At 43.1% G+C, this 25,046-nt stretch carries 25 protein-coding genes and 1 riboswitch; of the genes, 19 read left to right on the plus strand and 6 right to left on the minus strand.

Annotated features, from left to right (window positions below; all coding sequences use genetic code 11):
- Positions 1–97 precede the first annotated feature (97 nt).
- The 3 genes from recD2 to rnhC form a co-directional block, all read right to left on the minus strand.
- Complete coding sequence (gene recD2, locus OCF96_RS09095) at positions 98–2,464, minus strand: SF1B family DNA helicase RecD2 (RefSeq protein WP_261446975.1); 2,367 nt, start codon at positions 2,462–2,464, stop codon at positions 98–100.
- Between the two features lie 233 nt (positions 2,465–2,697).
- Positions 2,698–3,312 (minus strand): signal peptidase I, encoded by a 615-nt coding sequence (gene lepB / locus OCF96_RS09100; protein ID WP_261446976.1) that lies wholly within the window; start codon positions 3,310–3,312, stop codon positions 2,698–2,700.
- Between the two features lie 3 nt (positions 3,313–3,315).
- Complete coding sequence (gene rnhC, locus OCF96_RS09105) at positions 3,316–4,197, minus strand: ribonuclease HIII (RefSeq protein WP_261446977.1); 882 nt, start codon at positions 4,195–4,197, stop codon at positions 3,316–3,318.
- Positions 4,198–4,283: 86 nt separating this feature from the next.
- On the opposite strand from rnhC, the gene zapA reads away from it, so the two are divergent.
- The 6 genes from zapA to OCF96_RS09135 all read left to right on the plus strand — a co-directional run bounded on the left by zapA (position 4,284) and on the right by OCF96_RS09135 (position 11,022).
- A complete protein-coding gene (gene zapA, locus OCF96_RS09110; protein ID WP_000002019.1) occupies positions 4,284–4,586 on the plus strand; it encodes a cell division protein ZapA in 303 nt (100 codons plus the stop codon).
- The gene (locus tag OCF96_RS09115; RefSeq protein WP_254753850.1) at positions 4,583–5,131 is read left to right on the plus strand and encodes a CvpA family protein; all 549 of its coding nucleotides are present in this window, start codon (positions 4,583–4,585) and stop codon (positions 5,129–5,131) included. Before zapA ends, OCF96_RS09115 begins: the two co-directional genes overlap by 4 nt.
- 92 nt (positions 5,132–5,223) lie before the next feature.
- A complete protein-coding gene (locus tag OCF96_RS09120) occupies positions 5,224–7,560 on the plus strand; it encodes an endonuclease MutS2 (protein ID WP_254753851.1) in 2,337 nt (778 codons plus the stop codon).
- A 163-nt stretch (positions 7,561–7,723) separates the two neighbouring features.
- Positions 7,724–7,812, plus strand: a riboswitch (glycine riboswitch).
- Positions 7,813–7,902: 90 nt separating this feature from the next.
- The gene (locus OCF96_RS09125; protein ID WP_261446978.1) at positions 7,903–9,225 is read left to right on the plus strand and encodes an alanine/glycine:cation symporter family protein; all 1,323 of its coding nucleotides are present in this window, start codon (positions 7,903–7,905) and stop codon (positions 9,223–9,225) included.
- A gap of 132 nt (positions 9,226–9,357) precedes the next feature.
- Positions 9,358–9,906 carry a carboxymuconolactone decarboxylase family protein gene (locus OCF96_RS09130; protein WP_000206774.1) on the plus strand — a complete coding sequence of 183 codons (549 nt, stop codon included), beginning with the start codon at positions 9,358–9,360 and terminating at the stop codon, positions 9,904–9,906.
- A 216-nt stretch (positions 9,907–10,122) separates the two neighbouring features.
- Positions 10,123–11,022 (plus strand): TDT family transporter, encoded by a 900-nt coding sequence (locus tag OCF96_RS09135; protein ID WP_261446979.1) that lies wholly within the window; start codon positions 10,123–10,125, stop codon positions 11,020–11,022.
- Positions 11,023–11,046: 24 nt separating this feature from the next.
- Here OCF96_RS09135 and serS read toward each other — a convergent pair whose 3' ends face one another.
- The 3 genes from serS to OCF96_RS09150 all read right to left on the minus strand — a co-directional run bounded on the left by serS (position 11,047) and on the right by OCF96_RS09150 (position 14,273).
- Positions 11,047–12,321: a serine--tRNA ligase gene (gene serS, locus OCF96_RS09140; protein ID WP_033684219.1), complete on the minus strand. Its 1,275-nt coding sequence runs from the start codon at positions 12,319–12,321 to the stop codon at positions 11,047–11,049.
- Positions 12,322–12,534: 213 nt separating this feature from the next.
- Entirely contained in the window at positions 12,535–12,906 is a 372-nt protein-coding gene (locus OCF96_RS09145; RefSeq protein ID WP_020901044.1) for a DUF956 family protein, read from the minus strand.
- 2 nt (positions 12,907–12,908) lie between these two features.
- Positions 12,909–14,273 (minus strand): aspartate kinase, encoded by a 1,365-nt coding sequence (locus OCF96_RS09150; RefSeq protein ID WP_261446980.1) that lies wholly within the window; start codon positions 14,271–14,273, stop codon positions 12,909–12,911.
- A 209-nt stretch (positions 14,274–14,482) separates the two neighbouring features.
- Between OCF96_RS09150 and OCF96_RS09155 the strand changes: the two genes are divergently transcribed.
- The 13 genes from OCF96_RS09155 to OCF96_RS09215 all read left to right on the plus strand — a co-directional run bounded on the left by OCF96_RS09155 (position 14,483) and on the right by OCF96_RS09215 (position 25,046).
- Positions 14,483–15,268, plus strand: a complete 786-nt coding sequence (locus tag OCF96_RS09155) for an enoyl-CoA hydratase (RefSeq protein ID WP_261446981.1) — start codon at positions 14,483–14,485, stop codon at positions 15,266–15,268.
- 91 nt (positions 15,269–15,359) lie between these two features.
- Positions 15,360–15,794 (plus strand): fatty acid biosynthesis transcriptional regulator FabT, encoded by a 435-nt coding sequence (gene fabT / locus OCF96_RS09160; RefSeq protein ID WP_007517889.1) that lies wholly within the window; start codon positions 15,360–15,362, stop codon positions 15,792–15,794.
- Positions 15,794–16,768, plus strand: a complete 975-nt coding sequence (locus OCF96_RS09165; protein WP_261446982.1) for a beta-ketoacyl-ACP synthase III — start codon at positions 15,794–15,796, stop codon at positions 16,766–16,768. Before fabT ends, OCF96_RS09165 begins: the two co-directional genes overlap by 1 nt.
- Positions 16,769–16,826: 58 nt before the next feature.
- Positions 16,827–17,051 carry an acyl carrier protein gene (locus OCF96_RS09170; RefSeq protein ID WP_000257838.1) on the plus strand — a complete coding sequence of 75 codons (225 nt, stop codon included), beginning with the start codon at positions 16,827–16,829 and terminating at the stop codon, positions 17,049–17,051.
- Positions 17,052–17,167: 116 nt separating this feature from the next.
- Complete coding sequence (gene fabK, locus OCF96_RS09175; protein WP_261446983.1) at positions 17,168–18,142, plus strand: enoyl-[acyl-carrier-protein] reductase FabK; 975 nt, start codon at positions 17,168–17,170, stop codon at positions 18,140–18,142.
- A complete protein-coding gene (fabD, locus tag OCF96_RS09180) occupies positions 18,135–19,058 on the plus strand; it encodes an ACP S-malonyltransferase (RefSeq protein ID WP_261446984.1) in 924 nt (307 codons plus the stop codon). The genes fabK and fabD overlap by 8 nt, the downstream gene beginning before the upstream one ends.
- A 40-nt stretch (positions 19,059–19,098) precedes the next feature.
- Positions 19,099–19,830 (plus strand): 3-oxoacyl-[acyl-carrier-protein] reductase, encoded by a 732-nt coding sequence (gene fabG, locus OCF96_RS09185; RefSeq protein ID WP_203212823.1) that lies wholly within the window; start codon positions 19,099–19,101, stop codon positions 19,828–19,830.
- 21 nt (positions 19,831–19,851) lie between these two features.
- On the plus strand, positions 19,852–21,087 hold the full coding sequence (gene fabF / locus OCF96_RS09190) for a beta-ketoacyl-ACP synthase II (protein WP_261446985.1): 1,236 nt from the start codon (positions 19,852–19,854) through the stop codon (positions 21,085–21,087).
- Between the two features lie 2 nt (positions 21,088–21,089).
- The gene (gene accB / locus OCF96_RS09195) at positions 21,090–21,581 is read left to right on the plus strand and encodes an acetyl-CoA carboxylase biotin carboxyl carrier protein (protein WP_261446986.1); all 492 of its coding nucleotides are present in this window, start codon (positions 21,090–21,092) and stop codon (positions 21,579–21,581) included.
- On the plus strand, positions 21,578–22,000 hold the full coding sequence (gene fabZ, locus OCF96_RS09200; RefSeq protein WP_000565515.1) for a 3-hydroxyacyl-ACP dehydratase FabZ: 423 nt from the start codon (positions 21,578–21,580) through the stop codon (positions 21,998–22,000). Before accB ends, fabZ begins: the two co-directional genes overlap by 4 nt.
- Positions 22,001–22,011: 11 nt before the next feature.
- Complete coding sequence (gene accC, locus OCF96_RS09205; protein WP_261446987.1) at positions 22,012–23,379, plus strand: acetyl-CoA carboxylase biotin carboxylase subunit; 1,368 nt, start codon at positions 22,012–22,014, stop codon at positions 23,377–23,379.
- A gap of 36 nt (positions 23,380–23,415) precedes the next feature.
- The gene (accD, locus tag OCF96_RS09210) at positions 23,416–24,282 is read left to right on the plus strand and encodes an acetyl-CoA carboxylase, carboxyltransferase subunit beta (protein ID WP_261446988.1); all 867 of its coding nucleotides are present in this window, start codon (positions 23,416–23,418) and stop codon (positions 24,280–24,282) included.
- Complete coding sequence (locus OCF96_RS09215) at positions 24,279–25,046, plus strand: acetyl-CoA carboxylase carboxyl transferase subunit alpha (protein WP_261446989.1); 768 nt, start codon at positions 24,279–24,281, stop codon at positions 25,044–25,046. Before accD ends, OCF96_RS09215 begins: the two co-directional genes overlap by 4 nt.

A 25,046-nucleotide genomic window follows, 5' to 3' on the forward strand; every position in this document is an offset into this window, starting at 1 on the left:
TCTTCATAAGTTAATTTCATAATAAAACACCCCAAAAGTTAGATTTTTTCTGTCTAACTTTTGGGGTGCAGTTCAAATTGGTGGGTTTTATTATGCACTATTTTCCAAAAATCTCTTTGAGGTCTGCCTCTGTAATCCCAATCATGGCTGGGATGCTGTCCCAGTTTTCTTCTGTCAGGATGTAGGATTGTTCAGAGTCACTTGATGTGGCAGTTTCAGAGATAGATTGTTGCTTTTCTTCAACATTCTCCAATAAATCACTGAAACGTTCAATCAGATAGGTTTTTCGGGCAGTTCCGATATGTTGGGTAGCATAGTCGAAGGCCTGTAATTCGCCTAGTAAGATAAGCTTGCTTTTGGCGCGTGTAATGGCTGTATAGATGAGATTTCGCTCCAGCATGCGCCTGCTAGCACTGGTAATCGGTAGGATGACAACAGGAAACTCGCTTCCCTGGGACTTATGGATACTCATGGCATAGGCCAGGCGAATCTTGTACCATTCGTTACGTGGGTAAGAGACCTCGTTGCCATCAAAATCAATGACAATCTCGTCTTGTTTCGATTCGGTATATTTACCAGGAATCAGGTCTGTGATGGCTCCTAAATCTCCATTAAAGACATTGATTTCAGCATCGTTGACCAAATGAATGACCTTATCCCCCTTACGATAGTGGCACTGGGGAGCTTCAAAACTGAGTTGGTCTTTTTGTGGTGGATTGAGCAGGTCTTGCATGAGTTGGTTGATGGAATCAATCCCTGCAGTCCCTCGGTACATGGGAGCCAGAACCTGAATATCACGAGCAGGGATACCACTTCTAAGGGCAGCGCCTAAAATCTTTTCAATAGTAGCAGGGATATGACCACTAGCGATTTCAAAGTAGGAACGGTCTGCTTTTTTCTGGGTGAAATCAGCTGGCAAGATACCCTGTCGAATCTGACTAGCTAGGGTGACGATGGTTGATTCTTCGCTTTGTCGATAAATTTTTTCCAAGCGAGTCTGAGGAATCAAGGGAATATGAAGCAGATCCGCTAGAACCTGTCCAGGGCTGACAGAAGGCAACTGGTCGCTGTCACCCACTATGAGGATCTTGCTGTTAGAAGAGATGTTGGAGAAGAGTTGGTTGGCCAGCCAAGTATCAACCATAGAAAATTCATCCACGATAATAAAGTCGGCATCCAGATAATCTTCCAGATGGCTGGTGTCATCGTCGCCTGTCATTCCCAAGTGACGGTGTATGGTCGCGCTAGGCAAACCTGTCAATTCATTCATGCGTCGAGCGGCTCGTCCAGTTGGAGCAGCAAGAAGAATAGGCAAATTGCTTTTTTTCCTGAGGTCAAGCCCTTCTAAAAGGGCATAAACAGCGATAATCCCATTGATAACCGTTGTCTTACCAGTACCAGGTCCACCTGTTAGGATAAAGACTTTATTCTGGATAGCATCGCAGATAGCTTGTTTTTGAATGCTATCATAGTGGATTCCCAGATCTTCCTCGACAGTAGTGATATGTTTTTGAATGGTTTCCATATCTGGGCTCTTTTGTTCTCTTTTTTCAAGGATACGAACCAAGTGACTGCGGATGCCTTCCTCAGCGAAAAAGAGGCTGTTGTCAAAAATCTTGGTATCAATCTGCTGAACCTTGTCTTCTTCGATCAGGTAGGAGAGCTCTTGGGCCACTTGGCTGGGATCCAGTTCAACGGGGCGGGAAGACTCAAGGAGGGTAAGGGTTTGTTCTAGTAAATCCCGTGCTTCAACATAGGTATCCCCTGTTTCCATACAGGCCTGAAAAAGACTGTGAACTAGACCGGCGCGGAAGCGTTCAGGAGCCTGACTTTCGATGCCTAGTTCCTCTGCTAATTGGTCAGCAATGGTAAATCCCAAGCCCTTGATATCCTCAACCAGCTGGTAGGGATAATTTTCAACCACATCAAGGGTTTCTTCCTTGTAAAAGTCTTGAATCTGAAAGGCTAATTTATTGGGAATACCGTAGTTAGCAAGTTTGGCCAAAACCATCTCGGTTCCGTAGTTGAGACGGAGGGTGGAGACGAAAGCCTCGCGATTTTTGGCAGAGAGTCCTGCGATGCCTTCTAACTTTTCTGGGTGTTGCAGAATTTCGTCAATGGTATTTTCGCCATAGGTATCCACAATTTTCTGAGCAGTCTTGAGACCAATCCCCTTGAAATGGCTACTTGAAAAGTACTTAACCAAGCCCTTGCTAGTTGGTTTTGAGCGTTCATATCGGCTGATTTGCAGTTGCTTCCCATACTTGGAGTGCTGGACAATTTGTCCCCAAAAAGTATAGTCTTCTCCCTCAATCACGTCAGCCATGGTACCGGTGACAATAATTTCAAAATCATCAAAATCTTCTGCATCCGTATCGTCGATTTCTAGGAGGAGGATACGATAAAAATTGCTGGGATTTTCAAAAATAATCCGTTCAATGGTTCCTGAAAAATAAACTTCCATAAAATTCCTTTGCATGAATAGGTGAGAGTTGGGATTGTTTTTATTTTATACTCTTCGAAAATATCTTCAAACCACGTCAGCTTCCATCTGCAACCTCAAAACAGTATTTTGAGCAGCCTGCAGCTAGCTTCCTAGTTTGCTCTTTGATTTTCATTGAGTGTTTGTCAATAAACAATCACTTCTCACAATAGAAGAAGAGGCTGAGATTCTTGATTCTCGGCCTCTTAGGTCTCTTAAAATGTTCCGATACGGGTGATTGGCCAGAAGCGGAATTTAGCTTCCCCTGTGATATCTTTTGCTTTGAAGGTACCTACGTGACGGCTGTCGCTTGAAACCAAGCGGTCGTCTCCGAGGAGGAGGTATTCTCCTTCTGGGACAGTAAAGCTAAAGTTGGTATTATAGTTGACATCAACTGTGAAGGCTTGAGCCTTTTGAGCGATACTTCTAAAGAAAGTTCCTTTATTTCCTTCAAAACCTTTGCCTGAGTATGTGCTTTGGAGTTTGTCATCCTTGAAGCGTTTGATGTAGTCAGCTAGGTAAGGCTCGTCCGTCTCTTTGTCATTGATGTAAAGTTTATCGTTTTCGTAACGGATGGTGTCGCCAGGCATTCCGATGACACGTTTGACAATGTCCTTATTGCCATCTTCCTCATGGGCCACCACGATATCAAAACGGTCAATAGGGAGGTGTTTGACGACAAAGAGGATTTCGCCATCTGCTAGGGTAGGATCCATGGAATGTCCTTCTACGCGGACGTTACTCCAAAGAAAGATACGGCTTAAAGCTAGTAATGATAGAATCAGGAAGAATAATCCCCACTCTTTTAGGAAATTTTTAAATGAATTCATAACTTACCTTTCTAAGCGTTTTTTCGCTTTTTCAGTATTTTTAAAGTGCAATTTGGCGCAGAAGTTGAGACCCTGCATACCATAGGCTTGCAAAATCTGGCTAGCTACCTTATCAGAAGCCGTTCCAGCTCCACTTGGAAGTTGATAGCCCAGTTCTCGTCCCAGATTTTCAAGATTTTCCAGAAAGAGATCACGCGCAATGATAGAAGAAACTGCTACAGCCAAGTATTTGCTTTCAGCCTTTTCTTCTAAGCTGATAGGATTACTGAAACGATTGGCCTCTTGTGCTAAATAGTTGTCATAATTTTTAGCACTGGTGAAAGCATCAATCACAATTTTCTCAGGCTGAACACCTTTTTGAAGGAGGAGATAGATAGCCTGATTATGGAGAGCAACCTTAACCGAAACAGCATTGTAGCGGTCTCCGATGACCTCGTTGTACTTGCTTGGCGAGAGAAGCAGTGCCTGGTGCTGAATTTTGTCCTTGAGGATAGGGGCAAGCTGACGAATCTTTTGGTCGGTCAGAGTTTTAGAATCTCCCACACCGAGTTTTCGCAAGAAGTCATGCTGATCAGGTGTGACGAAGGAAGCCACAACTGCAAGCCCACCAAAGTAGGAACCATTTCCCACCTCATCTGTCCCAATCAAAGGAAGATTTTGTCCCCTGTTGTCCTCTACAACTTGATAGCCAAAGAAACTAGCATATTTCTCGGCTCCTTCTCCCTGAAGCAAGACCTTTCCAGAGGTATAGATAGAAACGGTAGCTTGAGGTAGTCGCAAAAAGTAGCGAATATAGGGATTCTTGCTGGGAGCCAGACTGGTTTGATAGTGTTCAAGAAAAGCCTGAATCTCCTTTTCGCTTGGTGTGAGTGTTATACTTGCCATAGTTTCTATTGTACCATAAAAGCAGGCAAATTTGTAAAAACTGACAAAGTTAGCGAATTTTGGTATAATATCGTGAGGTGAATTTTATGGCAAATCTAAATCGATTCAAATTTACATTCGGGAAAAAATCATTAACCTTGACAAGCGAGCATGATAATCTCTTTATGGAGGAAATCGCCAAGGTTGCGACAGAAAAATACCAAGCAATTAAAGAACAAATGCCTAGTGCAGACGATGAAACAATCGCTCTTTTGTTGGCAGTTAACTGTTTATCAACTCAACTCAGTCGTGAGATTGAATTTGATGATAAGGAGCAAGAGTTAGAAGAACTCCGTCACAAACTCGTGACTTGTAAGCAAGAACAGAGCAAGATTGAGGATTCCTTATGATTTCACTCCTTCTTCTATTGGTCTTGGCTTGGGGATTTTATATCGGCTATCGGAGAGGCCTGCTCTTACAGGTTTATTACCTGATTTCAGCCATGGCATCGGCTTTTGTGGCTGGCCAGTTTTATAAGGGACTTGGAGAGCAATTTCATTTGCTACTCCCTTATGCAAATCCGCAGGAAGGTCAGGGAACTTTCTTTTTCCCATCGGATCAACTTTTTCAGTTGGATAAGGTCTTTTACGCAGGGATTGGCTACTTGCTTGTATTTGGGATTGTCTATAGCATCGGTCGTTTACTTGGTCTCCTCTTACACTTGATTCCTAGTAAAAAACTGGGTGGTAAGTTATTCCAAGTTTCAGCAGGGATCTTGTCCATGTTGGTGACCTTATTTGTCTTGCAAATGGCTTTGACAATTTTGGCGACCATTCCCATGGTGGCTATACAAAATCCTCTTGAAAAGAGCATCGTCGCAAAACACATCATCCAGAGCATACCGGTAACAACCAGTTGGCTCAAACAAATCTGGGTGACAAATTTAATCGGATAAAAAGGGCAGGAATTTTCCTAGCCCTTTGTTTACAGATTTGACTGAATGTAAAAAGCTACTACACCTAGACATTCAAAGACAAGGAAATAAAGATGAATAAGAAAATATTAGAAACATTAGAGTTCAATAAGGTCAAGGCCTTGTTTGAACCTCATTTGTTGACAGAGCAGGGCTTGGAGCAACTGAGACAGCTAGCTCCAACTGCTAAGGCAGATAAAATCAAACAGGCTTTTGCTGAGATGAAGGAAATGCAGGCACTCTTCGTCGAGCAACCGCATTTTACCATTCTCGCAACCAAGGAAATTGCAGGAGTCTGTAAGCGGTTGGAGATGGGGGCAGATCTCAATATCGAGGAGTTCCTTCTCTTGAAGCGGGTGCTTCTTGCTAGCCGAGAACTGCAAAGTTTTTACGCCAATCTGGAAAATGTTAGCTTGGAAGAATTAGCTCTTTGGTTTGAGAAATTACACGATTTTCCGCAATTACAAGGAAATCTCCAGGCCTTTAATGATGCAGGTTTTATTGAAAATTTTGCCAGTGAAGAATTAGCGCGCATCCGTCGAAAAATCCATGATAGCGAGAGTCAGGTGCGCGATGTTTTACAGGATCTGCTCAAGCAAAAAGCGCAGATGTTGACAGAAGGAATCGTTGCAAGCAGAAATGGCCGTCAGGTTTTACCTGTCAAAAACACCTACCGCAATAAGATTGCAGGTGTCGTTCATGATATTTCTGCTAGTGGAAACACCGTCTATATCGAACCCCGTGAGGTGGTCAAACTGAGCGAAGAAATTGCCAGTTTACGAGCAGATGAGCGCTATGAAATGCTTCGCATTCTCCAAGAAATTTCTGAACGTGTCCGCCCTCATGCGGCTGAGATTGCCAATGACGCTTGGATTATTGGCCATTTAGACTTGATTCGTGCCAAGGTTCGTTTTATCCAAGAAAGGCAAGCAGTTGTTCCTCAGCTATCAGAAAATCAAGAGATTCAACTGCTCCATGTCTGCCATCCTTTGGTTCAAAATGCCGTCGCAAATGATGTCCATTTTGGCCAAGATTTAACAGCGATTGTCATTACAGGTCCCAATACAGGTGGGAAGACCATCATGCTCAAGACTCTGGGCTTGACACAAGTGATGGCCCAGTCCGGTTTGCCGATTTTAGCAGACAAGGGAAGCCGTGTTGGTATTTTTGAAGAAATCTTTGCTGATATTGGCGATGAGCAGTCTATTGAGCAGAGCTTGTCTACCTTCTCTAGCCACATGACCAATATTGTGGATATTCTTGGCAAGGTCAACCAGCATTCGCTCTTGCTCTTGGATGAGTTGGGGGCTGGTACAGATCCCCAAGAGGGAGCTGCCCTTGCTATGGCTATTCTGGAGGACCTTCGCCTACGTCAAGTCAAGACCATGGCAACCACCCACTATCCAGAACTTAAGGCCTATGGTATCGAGACAGCTTTTGTGCAAAACGCCAGTATGGAGTTTGATACTGCGACTCTTCGTCCAACCTATCGCTTTATGCAGGGTGTGCCTGGCCGAAGCAATGCCTTTGAAATTGCCAAACGCCTAGGTTTATCTGAAGTTATCGTAGGAGATGCCAGTCAGCAGGTCGATCAGGACAATGATGTCAATCGGATTATTGAGCAGCTGGAAGAGCAGACGCTAGAGAGTCGCAAACGCTTGGACAATATCCGTGAGGTGGAGCAAGAAAATCTCAAGATGAACCGTGCTCTCAAAAAACTTTACAACGAGCTTAATCGTGAAAAGGAAACCGAGCTTAACAAGGCGCGTGAACAGGCTGCTGAGATTGTGGACATGGCTCTGAGTGAAAGTGACCAGATTCTCAAAAATCTCCACAGCAAATCCCAACTCAAGCCCCACGAAATCATTGAAGCCAAGGCCAAGTTGAAAAAATTGGCTCCTGAAAAAGTAGATTTGTCTAAAAACAAGGTTCTTCAAAAGGCCAAGAAAAAACGAGCTCCAAAGGTGGGAGATGATATCGTTGTTCTCAGTTATGGACAGCGTGGTACCTTGACCAGTCAACTCAAAGATGGCCGCTGGGAAGCCCAGGTCGGCTTAATTAAGATGACCTTGGAAGAAAAAGAGTTTGACCTCGTTCAAGCCCAGCAAGAAAAGCAAGTCAAGAAGAAACAGGTCAATGTCGTGAAACGAACTTCTGGTCGTGGCCCACAAGCCAGACTGGATCTTCGAGGCAAACGTTACGAAGAAGCAATGAATGAGCTAGATGCTTTTATCGACCAAGCCTTGCTTAATAATATGGCTCAAGTAGATATCATCCATGGTATCGGAACAGGTGTCATCCGTGAAGGTGTCACCAAATACCTACAAAGAAACAAGCATGTCAAGAGTTTCGGCTATGCCCCACAAAATGCTGGAGGCAGTGGTGCGACTATTGTCACTTTTAAAGGATAGCAGTATTCCGGGCTTTATACAGTAAAAACTGTTGAATTAAGTTTTACTAATAAACACATTGACAAAAGCCAACATTTTTTGTAGAATAAGAATCAATTAAATACCAACACCGAATGAAGTTTAATAGAAGTGGCGAATCGTATGATTTTCCATGACTGTAAATGGACGGAACTCTGGAGAGACCGTAAAGGCACCGAAGGGGCAAGGCAGGCAACTGCTCAAACTCTCAGGTAAAAGGACAGAGCTAGGATAGACCGCTTTTTAGCATTTATCTAAGCATTCCAGAGTACATGTATCTTACATGTGCTCTTTCTTTTGGGGTTGAAAAGATAGGAGAAGGAAATGTTAGAATTGCTTAAATCAATCGATGCTTTTGCTTGGGGCCCACCCCTCTTGATTCTCTTGGTCGGAACAGGGATTTATCTAACTGCCCGTCTAGGCCTCTTGCAGGTTTTGCGTCTGCCCAAGGCCTTCCAGCTTATTTTTACCAAGGATAAGGGGCATGGCGATGTATCCAGCTTTGCGGCCTTGTGTACAGCCCTCGCAGCGACAGTTGGTACGGGAAATATTATCGGGGTGGCGACGGCTATCAAGGTCGGTGGCCCAGGAGCCCTCTTTTGGATGTGGATGGCTGCTTTCTTTGGGATGGCTACCAAGTATGCGGAAGGACTCTTGGCTATCAAATACCGCACCAAGGATGATCATGGTGCAGTAGCGGGAGGTCCTATGCACTATATTCTTCTAGGGATGGGAGAAAAGTGGCGTCCCCTTGCCATCTTCTTTGCCCTGGCAGGTGTGCTAGTAGCTTTGTTGGGAATCGGGACCTTTACCCAAGTTAACTCGATTACTGAATCTATCCAGAATACAACGACTATTTCGCCAGCTATCACGGCTCTTGTGTTGTCTGTTTTTGTAGCGATTGCAGTCTTTGGTGGACTCAAGTCCATTTCAAAGGTTTCAACTACTGTTGTTCCTTTTATGGCTATCATTTATATTTTGGGAACTCTTACAGTTATTTTCCTTAATATAGGGAAAATTCCTGGCACAATCGCTTTAATCTTGACATCAGCTTTTAGTCCTGTTGCTGCAGTAGGTGGATTTGCCGGTGCTAGCATTCGGATGGCTATCCAAAATGGTGTGGCGCGTGGTGTGTTCTCAAATGAATCTGGTCTGGGTTCTGCTCCCATTGCAGCTGCTGCAGCTAAGACAAATGAACCAGTAGAGCAAGGTTTGATTTCCATGACAGGAACCTTTATTGACACCCTCATTATCTGTACTCTGACTGGTTTGACAATCTTGGTAACTGGTGTTTGGAGTGGTGATTTGAATGGGGTTGCCTTGACTCAGTCAGTCTTCTCAACAGTCTTTTCACACTTTGGACCTGCCCTATTAACCATCTTCCTGGTGCTCTTTGCTTTCACGACAATTCTAGGTTGGAACTACTACGGGGAACGTTGTTTTGAGTTCCTATTTGGGGTTCGCTTTATCTGGCTTTACCGTGTAGTCTTTGTGCTCATGGTCTTGTTGGGAGGATTTATCGAGTTGGATATGGTTTGGATTATCGCGGATATCGTGAACGCCTTAATGGCTCTACCAAACTTGATTGCTCTCTTAGTTTTATCGCCAGTCGTTATTGCTGAGACTAAAAAGTATTTTGACAAATAATGAAATCACACCTCGCGTGTGATTTTTTTGCCTTTATAAAAAATTTCTATCGATGCAATTTAAAATATATATTATACACGGTATAGAATCTGTGATAGACTAGGTTTCAACAAAATGAAAAGAGGTTTTATGATGACAACATTTACCATTCATACAGTAGAATCAGCACCAGCAGAAGTGAAAGAAGTTCTAGAAACAGTACAAAAAGATAACAATGGCTATATTCCTAACCTAATTGGTCTCTTGGCTAATGCACCGACTGCTTTAGAGGCTTATCGTACTGTCGGAGCTATCAACCGTCGCAACAGCCTGACACCCGTTGAGCGTGAAGTGGTGCAAATCACGGCAGCTGTAACCAATGGTTGTGCCTTCTGCGTTGCAGGTCACACAGCCTTTTCAATCAAACAAATCCAGATGAACGATGACCTTCTTCAAGCTCTCCGCAATCGTACTCCAATTGAAACAGATCCTAAATTGGACACCCTAGCTAAGTTTACCTTGGCGGTTATCAATACCAAGGGTCGTGTAGGAGATGAAGCCTTAGCTGAGTTTTTAGAAGCTGGCTACACCCAACAAAATGCCTTGGATGTGGTTCTTGGTGTCAGCCTAGCAAGCCTCTGTAACTATGCCAATAATCTAGCTAATACCCCAATTAATCCAGAATTGCAACCTTATGCCTAATTCATATCTGAGTAAAATGAAGTCTGAAATCAGAGGACTTCGTTTTTTTAATACTCAATGAAAATCAAAGAGCAAACTAGGAAGCTAGCCGCAGGCTGTACTTGAGTACGGTAAGGCGACGCTGACGTGGTTTGAATTTGATTTTTGAAGAGTATTAAGTCCTTATTTAAGCGCTTTTATGTTATACTGAAACTAACATGATTATTGGAGGTTAGGATGAAAAAACTCCCCTTGGTATTTTCTGGTTGTTTGCTAGGTCTGGCAGGAGCTGGGAATCTCATTTTAGATACGTTGCCGGTTCTGTCCCATCTGTTGAGTCTGACAGGTTTGGTTTTGTGGACTTACTTTCTGATTTTGCATCTCTTTAATTGGAAGGAAACCAAGCAAGAATTGACCAAGCCCCCACTTTTGTCAGGAATGGCCACCTTTCCTATGGCTGGGATGATTTTATCGACTTATGTCTTTCGAGTCTTCCCTCATTTCCCTTTGGTTGCTCAAGGGCTCTGGTGGTTTTCTTTTCTCTTGGATGTGGCTTTGATTGCTGGTTTTACCATTAAATTTGCCTGTCCGGGTCGGAGAGTCCATGCGACTCCAAGCTGGACGGTGCTTTATGTGGGGATAGCAGTAGCAGCCTTGACCTATCCTCTTGTAGGCATTATCGAAATTGCCTATGCGACTTTGAGTTTTGGTTTTCTCCTAACCTTCTATCTCTATCCCCTTATTTATAGCGATTTAAAGAAACATCCTCTCCCACTAGCCATGCTTGGACAAGAAGGAATCTACTGTGCTCCTTTCTCTCTACTCTTGGCTTCCCTGGTTCGAGTTGGAGGAGCTAGCCTACCAACTTGGATTTTAATCGTCATGATCTTTGCTTCTCAATCTTTCTTTTTCTTTGTTTTGACTCGCCTGCCCAACATTTTAAAACATGGCTTTCAACCAGCCTTTTCAGCCCTCACCTTCCCAACTATTATCACGGCTACCTCGCTCAAGATGGCTCAGGGAATCTTGAAACTTCCATTTTTGGATTATTTAGTACTGGCTGAAACCGCTATTTGCTTAATTATTTTAGTCTTTGTACTAGGTTCTTATCTGAATTGGTTACGAAAAAAGGTCTAGCTAGAAATAGCTAAACCTTATTTTTTATGGTTTGATAACCTCAGCTCCACCCATGTATGGACGAAGTGCTTCTGGGATGGTCACAGAACCATCTGCATTTTGGTAGTTTTCAAGAATAGCAGCTACTGTACGTCCAACTGCAAGTCCAGAACCGTTCAAGGTGTGGAGCAATTTAACCTTGCCATCTGCTTCATCACGGTAACGGATTTGGGCACGACGGGCTTGGAAATCTTCTGTGTTTGAACAGCTTGAGATTTCACGGTAGGTATTTTGCGCTGGAATCCAAACTTCCAAGTCGTAAGTTTTAGCAGCTGAGAATCCCATATCTCCAGTAGAAAGCGCAACGACACGGTATGGAAGGTTGAGTTTTTGAAGAATATTTTCAGCGTTGGCTGTCATTTTTTCCAATTCTTCGTATGACTCTTCAGGTTTGGCAAATTTCACCATTTCAACCTTGTGGAATTGGTGCAAACGAATCAAGCCACGAGTATCACGTCCAGCTGAACCAGCCTCAGAACGGAAGGATGGGCTCATAGCAGTGAAGTAGATTGGCAGGTCTTTACCGTCAAGGATTTCATCACGGTAGTAGTTTGTCAGAGGAACTTCAGCTGTAGGAATAAGGACATAATTGCTGTCGCTGAGTTCAAAAGTATCTTCCTTGAATTTTGGATATTGACCAGTACCAAACATAGAATCGTGGTTAACCATGTAAGGCGTGATGACTTCAGTATAGCCTTCCTTGCCATGTTCATCCAACATAAAGTTGTAGATAGCACGTTCCAAACGAGCGCCGAGACCTTTATAGAAGAGGAAGCGAGCCCCCGTTACCTTACCACCGCGTTCCCAGTCAAGGATACCAAGGTCTTCACCCAGATCCCAGTGGGCTTTTGGTTCGAAGTCAAACTCGCGTGGAGTACCCCAACGGCGAACTTCCACATTGTCATCTTCATCAGCCCCAACAGGAACACTGTCAGCTGGAATGTTTGGAAGAGTAGTTGTAAATTCTGTCAATTTAGCATCGATTTCTGCTAATTCAGCATCCAAAGCTTTTACTTCAGCAGATAGATTTTGCATGGCAGCAATCTTGTCATCTGCATTTTCCTTGTTGCGCTTAGCTTGGGCAATCTCAGCTGAAACTGTGTTGCGTTCTGCTTTTAAAGTTTCGACCTTAACCAAAATGTCACGACGTTTAGCATCGATTTCTTTCATTTCATTCAAGACAGCAGCATCTACACCACGTGTAGCTAATTTTTCTGCGACAGCATCAAAGTCTGTACGAATACGTTTGATATCTAACATAAGAACTCCTTTATGAAAAAAGCACACCTGACAAAGCGTTGGAGTGGCAGGGCCACGGTTCCATCCAACTTCACAGGTGTGCACTTGATTGTGTATGCAATTGTTACTAACGGTAGAATTTCACTTATCCCTCCTATCTGCTCGCAGCACCCGCAGACTTTCTGAAAGAAGAAGATAACCTACTTATCCGTTGCTATGATTATACTAAAGTTTCTACTTTTTTGCAAATAGATTTTTAAATTTTTGACTAATGGTTTGAATCAGGGTTGGAAGTTTGACAACCTTGTCATTACCCAGTTTTTCGCGAGCAATTTTGAGAATGGCACCCGAGTCTTTTGAAGCAAAGAGGAATTTTCCTTTGTCTGTAAAGACTTCGAAGTGGCGACTGATTTTTCGCCCAGTGACATTTGCCCCAATCTGGTTGATATGGCTCCAAGGAATCTGGATAAATTGTTCAACATTGACATCTGGATAAAATTCCAGAGCCTGATCCCCGACCAAGAATTTTCCCACTTTCCCAGCTATAGAGAGGTAGGAGGTGCCTGTTGTATTGAGGAGCACTGTTTTGTTAAGAGATTGAGCCATGCTTAGTCTTCCTTACTTTCACCGAAAAAGGCATTGTAGAGGGCTTTGATAGCTGCTTTTTCTTGGTCTTTATGGACAACAAACATGATAGAAACCTCACTAGAACCTTGAGACATCATCTGGATGTTGATCTTGTTTTCAGATAGAGCGCGTGTCGCAGTAGCAGTTACTCCAATGTGACTCTTCATCTTTTCTCCAACAATCATGATGATAGAAAGGTCATGTTCGATTTCTGCATGGTCTACTTCAGCCTTTTGAACCAACTGACGAAGGATTTCTTCTTCCTTGATAGGAGTTAGTTCGCGAGAACGGAGAATGATTGAAAGATCGTCGATACCTGTTGGCATATGTTCCCAACCGATGTTAAGATCTTCAAGGATTTGAAGAACCTTGCGTCCAAATCCAACCTCACGGTTCATGAGGTATTTAGACATGTTGATGCTGACAAAGCCAGAGTCACCAGCAATTCCTACTACTGGAAATTCATCACTACTGTGTTTTAGAACGATACGAGTACCTGGATGATCAGGATTGTTGGTATTCTTGATAACCAGAGGAATTTTTCCACGGTAGGCGGGAAGAAGGGCTTCGTCATGAAGGACTGAGAAGCCTGCATAGGCCAACTCACGCATTTCACGGTAGGTCAACTCTGGGATAGAGTGTGGTTGGTGAATGATTCCTGGGTGAGCCGCAAAGATACCATCAACGTCCGTAAAGTTTTCATAAAGGTCAGCTTTGACACCTGCAGCAATGATAGAACCAGTGATATCAGAGCCTCCACGTGAGAAGGTACAGATTTGATTTTCTTTAGTAACACCAAAGAAACCAGGAATGACAAGGACTTCATTTGCATTTGTTAATTCTTCAATCTTGTCGTAACTTGATGGAATGATGCGAGCATGACCAGGTTCACTTGTGACTACAATACCAGCTTCTCTAGGATGCACATAGCGTGCATCAATCCCATTTTGATTAAAGTAGGCAGCAATCAATTTAGCATTGTTGTTTTCACCGGCAGCTAGGAAAGTATCGTAGAGAAATTCATTTTCTTCGATAGGAAGAGTGGCCAAGGCGCGAATGCTTTTTGAAATTTTTTCTAGAACAGCTGGCTTCAGTCCCAATTCGCTTACCATAGCAGCATAGCGGTCGATAATCCAATTTTGACTCTTGCTAATATCGTTACCAGCGACATAATCACGGTAGTATTTAATCAAGGCATCCGTAACCTTAGTGTCTTCAGCGTTTCGTTTACCAGGTGCAGAAACGACTACAAAACGACGCTCTGGATCGCTTTTGACGATATTTAAAACTTTTTCTAATTGACCAGCAGAGGCAAGAGAGCTACCTCCAAATTTAACAACTTTCATAAGAACTCCTAAAGTAAGTATTTTATACGATTATAGCAGAAAGAAAGCCTTTTTTCAATGAAGAAAATAAGATGCTTGCTAGGATAAAGGGAGCCTTTCTTATCGGCCGAGACACTTTCAGCCGATTTTTTCTTGCTTTCGAGTTTTAAAAAAGATATACTTTGATAATAAAATAATTTAAACCGCTTATGAAATAAAAAGGAGTCTTGATGGAACACATTATTTATCAGCTTGAAGAAGATTTGGCAATCCTTACCTTAAACCGTCCTGAGGTTGCGAATGGTTTTCATATTCCTATGTGTGAGGAGATTTTGGAAGCTCTGACTCTGGCAGAAGAGAATCCAGCTGTGCATTTTATCTTAATTAATGCCAAGGGAAAGGTCTTCTCCGTTGGGGGAGATTTGGTAGAGATGAAGCGGGCAGTGGATGAGGATGATATTCCATCATTGACGAAAATCGCAGAATTGGTCAATACGATTTCTTATAAAATCAAGCAAATTGCTAAACCTGTCTTGATGGAGGTTGATGGGGCTGTTGCAGGTGCAGCAGCCAATATGGCTGTTGCTGCAGATTTCTGTCTGGCAACGGATAAGGCTAAGTTTATCCAAGCCTTTGTTGGCGTTGGTTTGGCTCCAGATGCAGGTGGGATTCATCTCTTGAGTCGTAGTATTGGGGTGACTCGTGCTGCTCAATTAGCTATGACAGGTGAGGCTCTGACCGCAGAAAAAGCTTTAGAATGGGGGCTGGTTTACCGCGTCTGTGAAGATGATAAGCTTGAAAAGACGAGAGACCAACTTCTTAAAAAATTGAGACGTGGATCAGCTAATTCTTATGCTGCTATCAAGAAGTTGGTCTGGGAGAGCCAATTTAAAGATTGGCAAGATTATGCTGCTTTAGAATTGAACCTACAGGAAACCTTAGCCCAAACGGAGGATTTCAAAGAGGGAGTTCGGGCACATTCGGAGAGAAGAAGACCGAAATTTATAGGAAAATAAGAAAATACTTGCACCATTCTTTGAAGTTTGATATAATTCTTTTGTCAAATGTTTTGATTGTGAAAGTTTTTTGAAAAGGAGGGAAAAGAGATTGGACTACCAACGAATTAATGAATATTTAACATCTATATTTAACAATGTCCTCGTTATTGAGGAAGTTAGCTTGAGGGGTAGTCGTTTCAAGGATATCTCCATCAAAGAAGTCCATACAATCGATGTAATTGGAAAATTCCCAGACGTGACGCCAAGTCAAGTGTCGAAAGAGTTGATGGTGACTCTTGGGACCGTTACGACGAGTTTGAATAATCTCGAACGCAAGGGTTACATTGAACGCATTCGCTCAGAGCAGGATCGTCGTGTGGTGCATCTGCATTTGACAAAGAAGGGTCGCTTGGTTCATAGACTACATAAACGTTTCCACAAGGCCATGGTCGAAAATATTATCGAAGGTATGAGCAAGGAAGAAACTGAAGTCATGAGCAAAGGTTTGACTAAACTTTATCAATTTTTGGAGGATTTGAAATAATGGCTTTTGCAAAAATAAGCCAGGTTGCTCATTATGTGCCAGAGCAAGTGGTTACAAATCATGATTTGGCCCAGATTATGGATACCAATGATGAGTGGATTTCAAGTCGGACGGGAATACGACAAAGGCATATCTCAAGAACAGAATCTACTAGTGATTTGGCTACAGAGGTTGCTAAGAAACTGATGGCAAAAGCTGAAATTACAGGGGAAGAGCTGGATTTTATCATCCTAGCTACCATCACTCCAGATTCGATGATGCCCTCTACAGCTGCTCGTGTCCAAGCTAATATTGGCGCTAATAAGGCCTTTGCTTTTGACCTAACAGCTGCTTGTAGTGGATTTGTATTTGCCTTGTCAACTGCTGAAAAGTTTATCGCTTCTGGTCGCTTTCAAAAAGGCTTGGTGATTGGTAGTGAAACCCTCTCTAAGGCAGTCGATTGGTCAGACCGATCAACAGCTGTTTTGTTTGGAGATGGTGCTGGTGGTGTCTTGCTAGAAGCTAGCGAGCAAGAGCATTTCTTGGCTGAGAGTCTCAATAGCGATGGAAGTCGTAGCGAGTGTCTGACCTATGGACATTCAGGCCTACATTCTCCATTTTCAGATCAAGAAAATGCAGATTCATTTTTGAAGATGGATGGACGCGCAGTCTTTGATTTTGCCATTCGAGATGTAGCCAAGTCTATCAAGCAGACTATTGACGAATCCCCTATAGAGGCGACAGACTTGGATTATCTGCTACTTCATCAGGCGAATGATCGTATCTTGGATAAGATGGCTAGAAAAATCGGTGTCGATCGAGACAAGCTTCCAGCCAATATGATGGAATATGGCAATACCAGTGCAGCCAGTATCCCGATTTTACTTTCAGAGTGTGTAGAACAAGGTCTTATCCATTTAGATGGTAGCCAGACTGTTCTGTTATCAGGCTTCGGTGGAGGCTTGACCTGGGGCACGCTCATTCTTACAATTTAGGTAATCATGTGGTGAACACATTGTTATAAAAAACTATTTATTTTAAAGGAGTCCTATCATGGCAGTATTTGAAAAAGTACAAGAAATTATCGTTGAAGAACTTGGAAAAGACGCATCAGAAGTAACACTTGAATCAACTTTTGATGATTTGGATGCAGATTCATTGGACTTGTTCCAAGTAATCTCAGAAATTGAAGATGCTTTTGATATCCAAATCGAAGCAGAAGATGACTTGAAAACAGTTGGTGACTTGGTTGCCTACGTTGAAGAGCAAACAAAATAAGCAGAATACAAATAGAAGGAGTAGGGAAACCCGCTCCCTCTTGTTTAGGCAATAGTTTGATTGTCAAATTATGACAGTATCGAACTATTACGTAAGCAAGAAACGATGGAGGCACTATGAAAACACGTATTACAGAATTATTGAACATTGATTATCCTATTTTTCAAGGAGGAATGGCCTGGGTTGCTGATGGTGATTTGGCAGGGGCTGTTTCCAAGGCTGGAGGACTAGGGATTATCGGTGGTGGGAATGCCCCGAAAGAAGTCGTCAAGGCAAATATTGACAAGATCAAATCGTTAACGGATAAACCTTTTGGTGTCAATATCATGCTCTTGTCTCCCTTTGTGGAAGATATTGTAGATCTCGTCATCGAGGAAGGGGTTAAGGTAGTGACAACAGGGGCAGGAAATCCTGGTAAATACATGGAACGCTTCCACGAAGCAGGGATTACAGTTATTCCCGTTGTACCAAGTGTTGCCCTAGCTAAACGTATGGAAAAAATCGGTGCAGATGCTGTCATTGCAGAAGGAATGGAAGCTGGGGGACATATCGGTAAATTAACAACCATGACCTTGGTGCGTCAGGTTGCTGCTGCTGTATCGATTCCTGTTATTGCTGCAGGAGGGATTGCGGATGGTGAAGGTGCTGCGGCTGGCTTTATGCTAGGTGCAGAGGCGGTTCAGGTTGGAACTCGTTTTGTCGTTGCAAAAGAGTCTAATGCCCATCCAAATTATAAGGCGAAAATTTTAAAAGCTCGAGATATTGATACTACGATTTCAGCTCAACACTTTGGACATGCTGTTCGTGCGATTAAAAATCAGTTGACTCGTGATTTTGAAAAAGCTGAGAAAGATGCCTTTAAACAAGAAAATCCAGATTTGGAAATTTTTGAACAAATGGGCGCAGGTGCACTAGCCAAAGCAGTTGTTCACGGTGATGTGGATGGCGGATCTGTTATGGCAGGTCAAATTGCAGGGCTTGTTTCCAAAGAAGAAAGCGTTGAAGAAATCCTAAAAGATTTGTACTACGGAGCAGCTAAGAAAATTCAAGAAGAAGCCTCTCGTTGGGCAGGAGTTGTAAGAAATGACTAAAACAGCCTTTTTATTTGCTGGTCAAGGTGCCCAGTATCTAGGTATGGGCCGTGATCTCTATGATCACTACCCTATTGTCAAAGAAACGATTGATCAAGCGAGTCAGGTACTCGGTTATGATTTGCGTCATCTCATTGATAGGGAAGAAGAAAAACTCAATCAGACCCGCTATACGCAACCAGCAATTTTAGCAACTTCGGTTGCTATCTACCGTTTATTGCAAGAAAAAGGCTATCAGCCTGATATGGTTGCTGGTTTGTCTCTTGGAGAATACTCTGCCTTGGTGGCTAGCGGTGCCTTGGATTTTGAAGATGCGGTAGCCTTGGTTGCTAAGCGTGGAGCCTATATGGAAGGAGCAGCTCCTGCTGGCTCTGGCAAGATGGTAGCAGTTCTCAATACGCCAGTAGAGGTTATTGAAGAAGTCTGTCAAAAAGCTTCTGAACTTGGAATAGTTACCCCAGCCAACTATAATACACCTGCACAAATCGTGATTGGTGGAGAAGTGACTGCAGTTGACCGAGCTGTTGAACTCTTGCAGGAAGCAGGTGCCAAACGCTTGATTCCTCTCAAGGTGTCAGGGCCTTTTCATACCGCTCTCCTTGAGCCTGCTAGCCAGAAACTAGCTGAAACTCTAGCTCAGGTAAGTTTTTCAGATTTTACTTGTCCCCTAGTTGGTAATACAGAAGCTGCTGTTATGAAAAAAGAAGACATTGCTCAACTTTTGACGCGTCAGGTCAAGGAGCCAGTTCGTTTCTATGAAAGTATTGGGGTCATGCAAGAAGCAGGCGTAACCAACTTTATAGAGATTGGCCCTGGGAAAGTCTTGTCAGGCTTTGTGAAAAAAATTGATAAGACAGCTAAATTAGCCAATGTTGAAGATCAGGCTAGCTTGGAAGCCTTGCTAGAAAACAAGTAATCCCTTCTCCCATAAATACAAGAGGAAACAGGAGAAAAGAATGCAACTAAAAAATAAAAATATCTTTATTACAGGTTCGAGTCGTGGAATTGGTCTTGCCATCGCCCACAAGTTTGCTCAAGCAGGAGCCAATATTGTTTTAAACAGTCGTGGAGCAATTTCAGAAGAATTGCTCGCTGAGTTTTCAAACTATGGTGTCAAGGTGGTTCCTATATCAGGAGATGTATCAGATTTTGCAGACGCTAAGCGTATGGTTGAGAAAGCTATTGCAGAGCTGGGTTCAGTAGATGTTTTGGTTAACAATGCAGGAATTACTCAAGATACCCTGATGCTCAAGATGACAGAAGCGGATTTTGAAAAAGTGCTTAAGGTTAACTTAACTGGTGCCTTTAACATGACACAATCAGTCTTGAAACCGATGATAAAAGCTAGAGAAGGTGCTATCATTAATATGTCTAGCGTAGTTGGTTTGATGGGAAATATCGGTCAAGCTAACTATGCAGCTTCTAAGGCTGGTTTGATTGGTTTTACCAAGTCTGTGGCTCGTGAAGTGGCCAATCGCAATATCAGGGTTAATGCTATTGCACCTGGAATGATTGAGTCCGATATGACAGCTGTTCTATCAGATAAGGTAAAAGATGCTATGCTGGCACAAATTCCTATGAAAGAATTTGGGCAGGCAGAGCAGGTTGCAGATTTAACAGTATTTTTAGCAGGCCAAGATTATCTAACTGGTCAAGTAGTTGCCATTGATGGTGGCTTAAGTATGTAGCAGAAGCTAGAGGTAAAAAAGATGAAACTAAATCGCGTAGTAGTAACAGGTTATGGAGTAACATCTCCAATCGGAAATACACCAGAAGAATTTTGGAATAGTTTGACAACTGGAAAAATCGGAATTGGTCAAATTACAAAATTTGATCATAGTGACTTTGATGTGCATAATGCAGCAGAAATCCAAGATTTTCCTTTTGATAAATACTTTGTTAAGAAAGATACCAATCGTTTTGATAACTACTCTTTGTATGCCTTGTACGCAGCCCAAGAAGCTGTTAATCACGCTAATCTCGATGTAGAGACTCTTGATAAAGATCGTTTTGGTGTTATTGTGGCCTCTGGTATTGGTGGAATCAAAGAAATTGAGGATCAAGTACTTCGCCTAAATGACAAAGGACCAAAACGTGTGAAACCATTGACCCTTCCAAAGGCCTTACCAAATATGGCTTCAGGAAATGTTGCTATGCGTTTTGGAGCAAACGGTGTTTGTAAATCTATCAATACTGCCTGCGCTTCATCAAATGATGCGATTGGCGATGCCTTCCGCTCAATCAAGTTTGGTTTCCAAGATGTTATGTTGGTAGGTGGTTCGGAAGCTTCTATTACACCTTTCGCTATTGCTGGTTTCCAAGCCCTAACTGCTCTCTCAACTACAGAGGATCCTACTCGTGCTTCTATCCCATTTGATAAGGACCGTAATGGTTTTGTCATGGGAGAAGGTTCAGGGATGTTGGTTCTTGAAAGTCTTGAACACGCTGAAAAACGTGGGGCTACTATCCTTGCTGAAGTGGTTGGTTACGGAAATACTTGTGATGCCTACCATATGACTTCACCACATCCAGAAGGTCAGGGAGCCATCAAGGCCATCAAACTAGCCTTGGAAGAAGCTGCGATTTCTCCAGAGCAAGTAGCCTATGTCAATGCGCACGGAACGTCAACTCCTGCTAATGAAAAAGGAGAAAGTGGTGCGATCGTAGCTGTTCTTGGTAAGGAAGTACCTGTATCATCAACTAAGTCTTTCACAGGACATTTGCTGGGGGCTGCAGGTGCAGTAGAAGCTATCGTCACAATCGAAGCTATGCGTCATAACTTTGTTCCAATGACAGCTGGGACAAGTGAAGTATCAGATTATATCGAAGCCAATGTCGTTTATGGACAAGGCTTGGAGCAAGAGATTCCATACGCTATTTCAAATACCTTTGGTTTTGGTGGCCACAATGCCGTTCTTGCTTTCAAACGTTGGGAGAATAAATAAGTATGAATTTAAACGATATTAAAGACTTGATGGCTCAATTTGACCAGTCAAGTTTGAGAGAATTTTCTTATAAAAATGGGACGGATGAGTTACAGTTTAGCAAAAATGAAGCGAGACTGGTATCTGAAGTTGCAACTCCAGTCGCACCAGCGCCTGCTCTAGCAACACCAAGTCCAGTAGCTCCTACATCTGCTCCAGCAGAGACTGTAGCAGAAGAAGTTCAAGCTCCAGCTCCAGCTGAAACAAGTGTAGCTGCTGAGGGTGATGTTGTAGAGAGCCCACTTGTCGGTGTGGCTTACTTGGCTGCCGGACCGGATAAACCTGCCTTCGTTACAGTTGGTGATACTGTCAAAAAAGGTCAAACATTGGTCATCATCGAAGCCATGAAAGTTATGAATGAAATTCCTGCACCTAAGGATGGTTTGGTAACAGAAATTCTCGTTTCCAATGAAGAAATGGTTGAGTTTGGTAAAGGATTGGTACGTATCAAATGATCGATATTCAAGGAATCAAAGAAGCTCTGCCCCACCGTTATCCCATGCTCCTAGTGGACCGTGTCTTGGAAGTGAGCGAGGATACCATTGTTGCCATCAAAAATGTGACCATCAACGAGCCCTTCTTTAACGGCCATTTTCCTCAATACCCAGTTATGCCAGGTGTTCTGATCATGGAAGCTTTGGCGCAAACAGCGGGTGTTTTGGAGTTGTCTAAGCCTGAAAATAAAGGGAAACTAGTTTTTTACGCTGGTATGGACAAGGTTAAGTTTAAGAAGCAAGTTGTACCAGGCGACCAATTGGTTATGACAGCGACTTTTGTAAAACGTCGTGGCACCATTGCCGTGGTTGAAGCAAAGGCTGAAGTGGATGGCAAGCTTGCAGCTAGTGGTACTCTAACCTTTGCAATAGGGAACTAAGGAGGTTCTCCATGTTTCGAAAAATTTTAATTGCCAATCGTGGTGAAATTGCGGTCCGTATTATTCGTGCGGCGCGTGAATTGGGGATTGCGACGGTAGCGGTTTATTCAACTGCTGATAAGGAAGCCCTTCATACGCTTTTGGCAGATGAAGCAGTTTGTATCGGCCCAGGTAAGGCAACTGAGTCTTATCTCAATATCAATGCGGTTCTATCAGCTGCAGTCTTGACTGAGGCTGAAGCCATTCACCCAGGTTTTGGATTTCTCAGTGAAAATTCCAAATTTGCAACCATGTGTGAAGAGGTGGGTATCAAGTTTATCGGTCCATCTGGCCATGTTATGGATATGATGGGAGACAAGATTAATGCGCGCGCTCAGATGATCCAAGCAGGCGTGCCCGTCATTCCGGGTTCGGATGGAGAAGTGCATAACTCTGAGGAAGCCTTGATTGTTGCTGAAAAAATTGGCTATCCTGTGATGCTCAAGGCTTCAGCAGGTGGTGGCGGTAAAGGGATTCGTAAGGTTGAAAAACCAGAAGACCTCGTTTCAGCCTTTGAAACTGCCTCTAGCGAAGCCAAGGCCAATTATGGCAATGGTGCTATGTACATAGAACGCGTTATCTATCCAGCTCGTCATATCGAGGTTCAAATCCTAGGAGATGAACACGGGAATGTAATCCATTTAGGGGAACGGGATTGTTCTCTTCAACGGAATAATCAAAAGGTTTTGGAAGAAAGCCCTTCGATTGCAATTGGGAAAACGCTACGCAATGAAATCGGTGCTGCTGCTGTTCGAGCGGCAGAGTCTGTTGGCTATGAGAATGCAGGGACCATTGAGTTTCTTCTTGATGAAGCTAGCGGTAAATTCTATTTTATGGAGATGAATACTCGTGTACAAGTAGAACATCCAGTAACAGAATTTGTTTCAGGTGTGGATATCGTTAAGGAACAGATTCGCATTGCAGCGGGTCAGCCCCTGTCTGTTAAGCAAGAAGATATTGTTCTACGAGGTCATGCTATTGAATGTCGTATCAATGCAGAAAATCCAGCCTTCAACTTTGCTCCAAGTCCAGGTAAGATTACCAATCTCTATCTTCCAAGTGGGGGAGTTGGCTTGCGCGTGGATTCAGCGGTTTATCCAGGATATACCATTCCGCCTTATTATGATAGTATGATTGCCAAAGTCATCGTTCACGGCGAAAATCGTTTTGATGCCTTGATGAAAATGCAACGTGCCCTCTATGAACTAGAGATAGAGGGGGTACAGACCAATGCAGATTTCCAGCTTGACCTCATTTCAGATCGCAATGTCATTGCTGGAGATTACGATACTTCCTTCTTGATGGAAACCTTCTTGCCCAAGTATCAAGAAAAAGAATAAAATGATTTCAAGAGTTTAAACCGAAAAGGGGAATCAATGGCTCTATTTAGTAAAAAAGATAAGTATATTCGAATCAATCCCAATCGTTCGGTTAGGGAAAAACCTCAAGCCAAGCCAGAGGTTCCAGATGAATTATTCTCCCAGTGTCCAGGCTGTAAGCATACCATTTATCAGAAGGATCTGGGAAGTGAGCGTATCTGTCCGTACTGTAGCTACACCTTTCGTATTTCTGCCCAAGAACGTTTGGCTTTGACGATTGATATGGGAACCTTTAAGGAATTGTTTACAGGGATTGAAAGTAAGGATCCCTTGCATTTCCCAGGTTATCAAAAGAAACTAGCAACCATGCGTGAAAAAACAGGTCTAGATGAAGCCGTTGTGACAGGAACTGCTTTTATTAAAGGTCAGACTGTGGCTCTTGGGATTATGGATTCTAACTTTATCATGGCTTCTATGGGTACGGTTGTAGGGGAAAAAATCACTCGTTTGTTTGAGTATGCGACTGTTGAAAAGTTGCCAGTTGTTCTCTTTACAGCCTCTGGTGGAGCCCGTATGCAGGAAGGAATCATGAGTCTCATGCAGATGGCCAAGATTTCTGCAGCAGTTAAACGCCATTCAAATGCAGGTCTCTTTTACCTGACCATTTTGACAGATCCAACGACAGGTGGTGTAACAGCTTCTTTCGCTATGGAAGGAGATGTTATTCTAGCTGAACCACAGAGCTTGGTCGGTTTTGCTGGGCGACGTGTGATTGAAAATACGGTTCGTGAAAACTTGCCTGAGGATTTTCAAAAGGCAGAATTCCTACTGGAACATGGCTTTGTAGATGCTATTGTTAAAAGAAGAGACTTGCCAGATACGATTGCTAGCCTAGTCAGATTGCACGGAGGGGGTCCTAGATGAATATTGCAAAAATAGTCAGAGAAGCGCGTGAGCAGAGTCGCTTGACAACCTTGGACTTTGCGACAGGCATTTTTGATGAATTTATCCAATTACACGGTGACCGTTCTTTTCGTGATGATGGTGCAGTTGTTGGTGGTATCGGCTGGCTTGGAGACCAAGCTGTAACAGTGGTTGGTATCCAAAAAGGCAAGAGCTTGCAAGATAACCTCAAACGGAATTTTGGTCAACCTCATCCAGAAGGCTACCGTAAGGCCCTACGTTTGATGAAACAGGCTGAAAAATTTGGCCGACCAGTTGTCACCTTTATCAATACGGCAGGGGCCTATCCTGGTGTTGGAGCGGAGGAACGTGGACAAGGGGAAGCTATCGCTCGCAATCTCATGGAAATGAGTGATCTGAAAGTTCCTATTATTGCCATTATTATCGGTGAAGGTGGTTCAGGTGGGGCTTTGGCTCTAGCAGTCGCAGACCGTGTCTGGATGCTGGAAAATTCTATCTATGCTATTCTCAGTCCAGAAGGTTTTGCTTCTATTCTATGGAAAGATGGTACTCGTGCCATGGAGGCGGCAGAGCTGATGAAAATCACCTCACATGAATTGTTAGAAATGGACGTGGTGGATAAGGTGATTTCTGAAGCAGGACTTTCTAGTAAAGAACTGATTAAGAGTGTCAAAAAAGAACTCCAAACTGAGCTAGCCATACTTTCACAAAAACCGTTAGAAGAGTTGTTGGAAGAGCGCTACCAACGATTTAGAAAATACTAA

The organism is Streptococcus mitis, assembly GCF_946190065.1.
GTDB classification, from domain to species: domain Bacteria; phylum Bacillota; class Bacilli; order Lactobacillales; family Streptococcaceae; genus Streptococcus; species Streptococcus mitis_DE.